The following is an 8,951-nucleotide window of genomic DNA, read 5'->3' on the forward strand; positions in this document are numbered from 1 at the left end:
TCGTCCGTCGAGCCCTCCGGCACGCCGGTGAACTCATACCAGCGGGCGTTGTAGTAGTCGTGCCGGCCGTCCGGCAGGGTCGACCAGACCATCTGCGGCATGGCATCGGCGAGCGTGCGGAAGCGCAGCTCGCTTTCGGCCAGGGCTTCGGTGGTGCGCCGCTGGTCGGTGATGTCGACCAGGACGCCGGGAAACCGCTGAATGATGCCATCATGGTTGAAAAGGGGCTTGCCGGATGCGGCGACCCAATGGATCGCGCCGTCCTGCGCCACAACGCGATACTCAGAGCGGTAGGCGCTTTTCCCGCGAATGGTTTCGGCTATTTCCACACCGACACGCTCGGCATCATCGGGATGAACGGCAGCGAGGAACTCCATCAACGGCACGCCGAGACCGGCCTGCTGGGGGTCGAGATTGAACAGCTCGGCAAAGCGATCATCAGCGGTGATCGTATCGTTGGGCACGTCCCAATCCCAGGTGCCGACCAGGCCCGAACCGCTCAGGGCAAGGGAAAGCCGTTCTTCGCTGCGCGCCAGCGCCTGCTTGGCCAGCATCTGATCGGTGGTTTCGAGCACCACGCAAATGACCGCCAGGGGCAGTCCATCTTCACCCAGCACGGGGCTGTAATGCAAATCGAGCCAGGTGGTCTCCATCTGGCCATGGCGATCGAGCAGCATTTCCTGATCACGCAGGGTAACGGTCTCGCCGCGCATGCCCCGCACGATCTTGTCGGCGACGAAGTCGGCCACTTCCGGCCAGGCTTCGACCGCCGGGAGGCCGAAAATGTCGGGGTGGCGCTCGCCGGCAAACCCGGCATAGGCGTGGTTGTAGATCAGGATACCCTCGTGACCGATCGTCATGGCCATCGGCACGAAGGCGGTCATCATCACCCGGACCGCGCCCTTGAGGCTTTCAGGCCAGGCCGGGATGGGGCCAAGCGGGTTACCCGCCCAATCAAAATCATTGACCAGCCGCAGGGTCGGGTCGGACTCCAGCCGTTCACGCGTCTGGGAAGATGCCAATGGAAACAACGATTTAGGCATACGCGACTTTCATCAATCAGGGCGCAACAACGCCGGACGCACACCCCCCGGGCATTCAGACAAGAACGCCGGGGCATCGTCTTGGTTCAGTTTACTGGCAGATTATTCTCCGGCAATAGCGTCCTGCTGGACGGGCTTTTCAGTATGGATTTCTTCAGCCACGAGGAAGGCCAGCTCGAGTGCCTGGCTGGCATTGAGGCGCGGATCGCAATAGGTGTTGTACCGGTCCGAGAGCGTGGCCTCGGTGACCGCCGAGACGCCGCCGACGCATTCGGTGACGTCGTCGCCGGTCATCTCGATATGCACGCCCCCCGCATAGGTGCCCATTTCGCGGTGCACCTCGAAGAAGGATTTCACTTCCGTCAGCACCCGGTCAAATGGCCGGGTCTTAAAGCCGGTGGAGGCCTTGATGGTGTTGCCGTGCATCGGATCGGAGCACCAGACAACCGTGCGACCGGCCCGCTGCACGGTTTCGATCAGCCGTGGCAGGTGATCGCGCACCTTGTCGGCGCCAAAGCGGCCGATCAGGGTGATGCGCCCGGCCTCGTCGGTCGGGTTGAGCCGGTCGAGCAGGCGCAGCAGATCGTCACTGGTCAGTGACGGGCCGCATTTGATGCCGATCGGGTTCTTGATGCCGGCGAAATATTCGACGTGGGCCGCATCGGGCTGCCTTGTGCGGTCGCCGATCCACAGCATGTGCCCGGAGGTGGCGTACCAGTCATTGGAGATCGAGTCGCGCCGGGTCAGCGCTTCCTCATAGCCGAGCAGCAGGGCTTCGTGGCTGGTGTAGAAGCTGGTCTGCTTGAGCGCCGGGGTATTGTCCGGCGTCAGGCCAAGCGCGCCCATGAAGGTAATGGCGTCGTCAATCTTGCGCGCCACTTCCTCGTAGCGCGGATACCAGTTGGAGCCCTTCATGAAGCCCACGGTCCACTCATGGATGCGTGTCAGCTCGGCATAGCCGCCCATCGAAAAGGCGCGCAGCAGGTTCAGCGTGGCCGCCGACTGGCGATAGGCCTGCAACATGCGGTGCGGATCGGGGATGCGCGCGCCTTCGTTGAAGTCGATGGCGTTGATGATGTCGCCGCGATAGCTGGGCAGCTCGACGCCATCAATGATCTCGGTGTCCGACGAGCGCGGCTTGGCGAACTGGCCCGCCACGCGACCGACCTTGACCACCGGCTTGGAGGCACCGTGCGTCAGCACCACCGCCATTTGCAGGAAGACGCGGAAGAAGTCGCGAATGTGGTCGGCACCGTGTTCGGCAAAGCTCTCGGCGCAGTCGCCGCCCTGCAGCAAGAAGGCCTCGCCGCGCGCGACCGCAGCCAGCCGGGCCTTCAGTTCGCGTGCCTCGCCGGCAAACACCAGCGGCGGAAAGGTGGCGAGCTGGCGTTCGGCTTCCACGACGGCCGCCTGATCGGGATAGGCCGGAACCTGGGAAATCGGCTTTGAGCGCCAGCTATCGGGGGTCCAGGTGGTCATATCGGGTCTCGTTCACGCGGGTTACAGGCTGTTGGCTGGCGGAATACCAAGGCCTGACAGCCCTGCCAAGGATAATCGGGCCGGGCGTGCCGAAACCCCGCCCGGCCAGCTGGCGTCGCGGTGTCACGGGTAACGGGCGGCCATTGGGCCAAATGAGTAGTGGAACGGACCAAGGGCCGCCCGTCACCAGCCGGTTTTGCGCGGGAGATGGTTCAGGCGACACCAGTATTGCAGGCGCGGCTGCCATGCTCCCCACTGGACGGGTGCCCCCGTCCCCCGGTCTCCCCGCCTGGCCCTGCGTCGGGACCAGTGACTTGGCGGGAACGGGACCATGATGGCACGGGTCGGAGGGGGCGAGGATTAGATGGATAAGGTTTGTTGTTCCGAGACCCCCACCTAGCCTCCCCCTGGCAGGGGGAGGGACGGGCTGGTGGGTGTGACGGGTTCGAGCCACAATCTTGCAGTCGTCTCCCTCCCCCTTGTGGGGAGGGATCAAGGGGGGGGGTTTCTTGCGCCTCGGGTTTGTGGAAACACACCCCCACCCTGCTCGATCACGGACTTGGCAAACGCCAAGTCCTATCTCGCTTCCCTCCCCACAAGGGGGAGGGAGACGCGCCGCGAATGGTGCAGATTTGTGTCCCAACACTGCGCGGCCCCTGCCCTAACCGCCGATCTTGTGGCCCTGGCGATAGATGTAGGTGGGGGCCTTGAAGGTCACCAGTTCCTCGGCGGCCGAGGGGTGCAGCGCCATGGCGCGGTCAAAATCGGCCTTGGTCGCGCCCATGCCCATCGGAATGGCGATGAGCTGGATCATTTCAGCAGCGCCATGCCCCAGAATATGAACGCCCAGCACCTTCCCGCCATCCTTTTCGGTGATCAGCTTGAGGATCATCCGCTCGGTGTGGCTGGACAGCGAGTTTATCATCGGCCGGAAGCGGGACAGGTAGACGTCGATGTCCTCGTGAGTGGCGGCCTCGGCTTCGGTCAGGCCGATGACGCCGATTTCCGGCTCGGAGAAGACAGCGGTGGGGATTTGGGAATGGTCGACCGCCATGGGATTGTTGTTGAACACCGTCTCGGCAAAATACCAGCCCTCGCGGATGGCGACCGGGGTCAGCGCCGCGCGGCCGGTCACATCGCCCACCGCATAGATCGTTGGCACCGATGTTTGCGAGAAGGCATCAACGGCAACCGTGCCATTGGGCGCCAGCTCAACCCCGGCCTGCTCGAGGCCGAGGCCGTCGACATTGGGGGAACGCCCGGTGGCGAACATGACCGCACCATAGGGCGCGGTGACGCCGTCACTGAAACTGGCCGAAATATCGGCGCCGTCGCGGGCGAGACTGGCAATGGTGGTCTGGTAGATGATCTTGACGCCGCGATCGATCAGCCCGGCCTCAAGGCCGAGCCGCATATCGTCGTCGAAGCCGCGCAACAGGCAATCGCCGCGATAGATGATGGTGGTGTGCACGCCCAGCCCGGCAAACACGGTGGCAAATTCCACCGCAATATAACCGCCGCCCTCGATCAGGATTGAGTGGGGGAGCGCGGGCAGATCGAACACCTCGTTGGAGGTGATGGCCAGTTCAGCACCCGGAATGGGTGGCAGGAAGGGACGGCCGCCCGTCGCCACCAGGATATATCTGGCGCTCAGGTCGCGGTCCTGGCCAACCAGATGGACAGTATTGGGACCAGTGACCACGCCGCGGTCCCGGATGATCTCGACGCCCGGCTTTTCGAGATTGGCCACATAGGCGCTTTCGAGCCGGGTGATTTCCTTTTCCTTGTTGGCCACCAGCGTGGGCCAATCAAAGCGCGCCTCGACCTGCCAGCCAAAGCTGGCGGCCACATCAAACATTTCGTGGAACCGACTGGCATAGACATAGAGCTTTTTGGGCACGCAGCCCCGAATGACGCAGGTGCCGCCGACGCGGAACTCTTCGATAATGGCGACCCTGGCGCCATAGCTGGCCGCCATGCGCGCCGCGCGCACCCCACCTGACCCCGCGCCGATGACGACCAGATCGTATGAATTGCTCATGGGGTGGCTCCTGCGGCGCTGTTTATATCGGCAAATGCCGATGAATGGTTATACACGCCGGATCGCACAAAAAAAGACCCCGCACAAGGCGGGGTCAATCCTGCTGGCATGCAGCAAAAGACTATAGGGTGATGCCCTGTTCACGCAAATCGGCGCGGACCTTGGCATAAAATTCCTGGCGGATATTGTTGGTGAAGATCTTCAACACCGTCTGCAGGTCAGCATTGACCTCGGTATTGGCCTTGGCCAGCTTCTTGCCGGTGTCGGTTTCGTAAAAGGCCACGATCTCCTGCAGCTCGCCAATGGTGAAGCGCGCGGCATAGACGCGAGCAAACTGGTCGAGCAATTCGCCCTTGCGGCCGCGGAATTCTTCGAGAACCTTGCCCACGACGGCGTCGGTCTGCTCGGCCACTTCCGGATTCTGCTGCACGATCTGGCGCATGGTGCCGATGCCGATTTCCACCATAGTGATTTCATAGACCGAGGCACTGTCGGTCAGATCGATATATTTGCGCGCCAGGGCAAGCTGTTCGGGCGGCAGTTCCTGGGCTATTGCCGGAAACGCGAACGCCAGCATCGCCATGCTCAAACTTACTGCCATCAGCGCTTTGATGCGCATCATTACACCGGTCATTATCGAACCACCCATCTTGATCGAATTCATTGTCAATTGCTGCTTGAGAGCGTTCTTACGCCATCAGGCGCCGCCACATAAGCCTTTTTGCACATATTCAGGAACAGCCCATGCTGCACCACACCGGCAATATTGAGCAAGTCGGCCGATAGCGCTTCTGGTTGTAAAATGCGGCCAAAAAAAGCATCGAGGATCAGGTGGCCGCCATCGGTCAGATAGTCGCCGCCAGCATCGGCCTGGCGCAGCCGCAGTTCCCCGGCGCAGTCATGGCTCGCGCAAACCGCAGCAACCGACCGGCGCGTGGCGCCCAGGCCGAAGCGGTTGACTTCGATGGGCAGCGGGAATTGTCCAAGCGTTTCGACCAGCTTGGAGGAATCGGCAATGACGATCATCAGATCGGAGGCCGCCGCGACGATCTTCTCGCGCAGCAGGGCGCCGCCGCCGCCCTTGATCAGGTTGAGGTGCGGATCGATTTCGTCGGCGCCATCAATGGTGATGTCGAGCCGATCCAGTGTGTCCAGATCGGACAGCGGAATATTCAGGCCAGCGGCCTGGCGCGCTGTGGCCTCGGAGGTCGCCACACAAATGCAGTCAAACCCCGCCGCGACCTGTTCGCCCAACAGCTCGACAAAATGGCGCGCTGTCGAACCGGTGCCCAGCCCGAGCCGCATGCCCGGCTGCACCTGGGTGAGGGCCATGGCGGCCGCCTGTCGCTTCAACTGTTCGATCATGATGCCCTCTTTGCTGCCGAAATGCTGGCATTGCAGGGTGCCGCTGACGTGTCAATGACCCGGAATGTCTACGATCACGCATTGGTGAATGGAAACTGTAACCAGCTGGCAACACAATTTTGCCATGCTGAGGCAAGTGTGGCCCTATTGCGGTCAACACCTCTATTCGCTGAACAGCAAACCGCGTAAGCAACGCCAGTTGTGCAACGCACGAATCGAGCGTTCGTACTTACTTGCAGGGGCCAAGTCGTTATATGATCAAGTTCAAGTCCGCGATGGTGATCGTGCTGTCGCTCGTCCTGTCAGCCGCCAGTGTGGTGCCAAGCATGGCGGCACTCGTTTATGACCCAGACAACGGCACCTGGGTAGAAGCCTCGACACTGCAGACGCGCGCCCGCGGCGGCAGCGCCATCCGCAAGGAAGTGGTCAGCTATGAAACCCGCCACAAGCCGGGCACCATCGTGATCGAGACCGACGAGCGCCGGCTCTATCTGGTGCTCGAAAATGGCAAGGCCATGAAGTACGGCATCGGCGTCGGCCGCGACGGCTTCACCTGGTCGGGCACCCATCGCATTACCCGCAAGGCCGAATGGCCCGGCTGGACACCACCACCACAGATGCGCAAGCGCGTGCCGGACCTGCCGGCCTATATGCCCGGCGGCCCCGACAATCCACTGGGCGCGCGCGCTCTCTATATCGGCTCGACCCTGTACCGTGTGCATGGCACCTCCGAACCCCGCTCGATCGGGCTTGCGGTGTCCTCGGGCTGCATCCGACTGACCAATGAAGACGTGCAGGATCTCTATGATCGCGTCGCCGTTGGCGCGCAGATCGTGGTCAATCACTAGGCCAGACAGCCCATTTCCGACAATGGGACAGAGAATTTCGAAGGGTCGCCCGATGGGCGGCCTTTTTTGTTGTGGCAGCGCTTTGAAAAAGCCGCATAGCGGACTAGGTTTACCCCATGACCAGCACCGCGCCCCCTGCCCGCCCGCTTGTTGACCGCTATGGGCGGCACATTTCCTATCTGCGCATCTCGGTAACCGACCGCTGCGATTTCCGCTGCGTCTATTGCATGGCCGAGGACATGACGTTTCTGCCCAAGCGCGAAGTGCTGGGCTTTGAGGAAATCGAGACCATTGCCGGCGCGTTCATCGACCGGGGCGCCACCCGCATCCGGCTGACCGGTGGCGAGCCGCTGGTGCGGCGCGACATCATGGATCTGGTGGCCATACTGGGCGCCCGCATCGGGCACGGGCTGGATGAGCTGACCATCACCACCAATGGCAGCCAGCTGGCCAAGCATGCCGAGGGGCTGGCCGCTGCGGGGGTCAAGCGGATCAATGTGTCGCTCGACACGCTGGACAGTGAGCGCTTCACCGCCATTACCCGACGCGGCCGACTGGCCGACGTGCTGGGCGGCATCGCGGCGGCGCAGACCGCCGGGCTTACCATCAAGATCAACATGGTGGCGATGCGCGGCGTCAATGACGACGAAATCGAGCCGATGATGGCCTGGGCGCATGGGCGCAATATGGGGCTGACGCTGATCGAGGGCATGCCGCTGGGCGAAGTGGGCATCGACCGGGTCGACAGCTATCTGCCCCTGCGCGAACTGCACGATCAACTGGCGCGGCGCTATACGCTGGAAAAGCTCGACAAGCGCACCGGCGGGCCGGCGCGCTATGTGCACGTGGCCGAAACCGGCGGCGTGCTGGGCTTCATCACCCCGATGAGCCACAATTTCTGCGAGAGCTGCAACCGGGTGCGCCTGACCGCGACGGGACAACTGTTCATGTGCCTGGGGCAGGATGATCAGGTCAATCTGCGCGATGCCCTGCGGACCGGCGGTGCGGCGGCGCTCGATGCGGCGCTCGACCAGGCCATGCTGCTCAAGCCCAAGGGGCACGATTTCGTGCTCGACCGCACGCACAGCACACCCGCCGTCACCCGGCATATGAGTGTTACCGGCGGCTAAGCGCCGTCGCGCCAGACCAATTCTGAGACGAGGGAGACAAGCATGGGCGAACGCACGACTCTGGTGGCCAGCGACGGGTTCACCCTGAATGCCTACCGGGCGGCGCCCGAGGGCAAGCCGCGCGGCGGCGTGGTGGTGATCCAGGAGGTCTGGGGGCTCAACAACTGGGTGCGCAGTGTCGTGGATCGCTTTGCTGAACATGGGTTTTTGGCCGTCGCGCCCGCAATGTTTGACCGGATCGAGTTCGGCTATGAGAGCGAGAATTACCAGCCCGAGCAGTTCGTGGTGATTGGCGAGATGATGAAGAAGTTCGACCAGTCCACCACCCTGCTCGATATGGCCGCCGCGGTCGATGCGGCATCGGCGGGCGGCAAGGTGGGCATTACCGGCTATTGCTTTGGCGGCGCGATGAGCTGGCGCGCGGCCCATCACGGGCTGGGGCTGAGCGCGGCGTCCGGCTATTATGGCGGCGGCGTGCCCAACTATATTGACCTGGCGCCGACCATCCCGCTCGAAATGCATTTCGGCGATCGCGACACCGGCATTCCGCTCGACCAGATCGAGGCCCTCAAGGCGCGCTATCCGGATGTGCCGATCCACCTTTATGCGGCCGGGCACGGGTTCTGCAACAGCGACCGACCCGGCAATTTCGACCTCGAAGCCTGCACCAAGGCCTCGGCCCGGACGCTGGACTTCTTCCGCAAACACCTTGGCTGACCTCGATCTGGCCGCCCACCGGGCCTATCTGGAGGCCGCAATGCAGGCGTTACGCGCAGCGCCGCTGGCCCGGCGCAAGGCGTTGCTGGCCGCGATGCTGATCGACGCCCAGGTCGACCGCCTGTTTGCCGCCGGCGGCAGGGGCGACGACATTCTGGCCTACCGCGCCACGATGGCGGTGCGCTCGCCGGACCTGGGGCGTATTCTGGCGCTCTGCGGCCAGGGCGGCGACACCGCACTGGTCATCGACACCGTCGCGGTGCCCCTCGCCGACTATGGCAGGCTGGCGGTCGAGGACTTCATGGTGAGCCTGTACAACGACCACAGC

9 protein-coding genes are annotated in these 8,951 nt (G+C 63.1%); 4 read left to right on the forward strand and 5 right to left on the reverse strand.

Annotated features, from left to right (window positions below; genetic code table 11):
- The 5 genes from Q8O80_RS19455 to rpiA form a co-directional block, all read right to left on the reverse strand.
- Nucleotides 1-1,043, reverse strand: a 1,043-nt coding sequence (locus tag Q8O80_RS19455; RefSeq protein WP_305582385.1) for a PAS domain-containing protein, incomplete at its 3' end; no start/stop codon positions are given.
- A 102-nt stretch (nt 1,044-1,145) separates the two neighbouring features.
- Nucleotides 1,146-2,522 (reverse strand): class II 3-deoxy-7-phosphoheptulonate synthase, encoded by a 1,377-nt coding sequence (locus Q8O80_RS19460; protein ID WP_305582387.1) that lies wholly within the window; start codon nt 2,520-2,522, stop codon nt 1,146-1,148.
- A gap of 661 nt (nt 2,523-3,183) precedes the next feature.
- Nucleotides 3,184-4,563, reverse strand: coding sequence for a glutathione-disulfide reductase (gene gor, locus Q8O80_RS19465; RefSeq protein WP_305582389.1), 1,380 nt, complete (start codon nt 4,561-4,563; stop codon nt 3,184-3,186).
- A gap of 121 nt (nt 4,564-4,684) precedes the next feature.
- Nucleotides 4,685-5,227 (reverse strand): DUF2059 domain-containing protein, encoded by a 543-nt coding sequence (locus Q8O80_RS19470; RefSeq protein ID WP_305582391.1) that lies wholly within the window; start codon nt 5,225-5,227, stop codon nt 4,685-4,687.
- Nucleotides 5,228-5,229: 2 nt separating this feature from the next.
- Nucleotides 5,230-5,928, reverse strand: a complete 699-nt coding sequence (rpiA, locus tag Q8O80_RS19475; RefSeq protein ID WP_371136243.1) for a ribose-5-phosphate isomerase RpiA — start codon at nt 5,926-5,928, stop codon at nt 5,230-5,232.
- Between the two features lie 254 nt (nt 5,929-6,182).
- On the opposite strand from rpiA, the gene Q8O80_RS19480 reads away from it, so the two are divergent.
- The 4 genes from Q8O80_RS19480 to Q8O80_RS19495 form a co-directional block, all read left to right on the forward strand.
- Complete coding sequence (locus tag Q8O80_RS19480) at nt 6,183-6,776, forward strand: L,D-transpeptidase (protein WP_305582393.1); 594 nt, start codon at nt 6,183-6,185, stop codon at nt 6,774-6,776.
- 116 nt (nt 6,777-6,892) lie between these two features.
- The gene (moaA, locus tag Q8O80_RS19485; RefSeq protein ID WP_305582395.1) at nt 6,893-7,906 is read left to right on the forward strand and encodes a GTP 3',8-cyclase MoaA; all 1,014 of its coding nucleotides are present in this window, start codon (nt 6,893-6,895) and stop codon (nt 7,904-7,906) included.
- 42 nt (nt 7,907-7,948) lie between these two features.
- Entirely contained in the window at nt 7,949-8,623 is a 675-nt protein-coding gene (locus tag Q8O80_RS19490; RefSeq protein WP_305582397.1) for a dienelactone hydrolase family protein, read from the forward strand.
- Nucleotides 8,616-8,951, forward strand: a 336-nt coding sequence (locus Q8O80_RS19495) for a hypothetical protein (protein WP_305582399.1), incomplete at its 3' end; no start/stop codon positions are given. The genes Q8O80_RS19490 and Q8O80_RS19495, both read left to right, overlap by 8 nt.

Source organism: Devosia sp. (assembly GCF_030689745.1).
Taxonomy (GTDB): Bacteria; Pseudomonadota; Alphaproteobacteria; order Rhizobiales; family Devosiaceae; genus Devosia; species Devosia alba.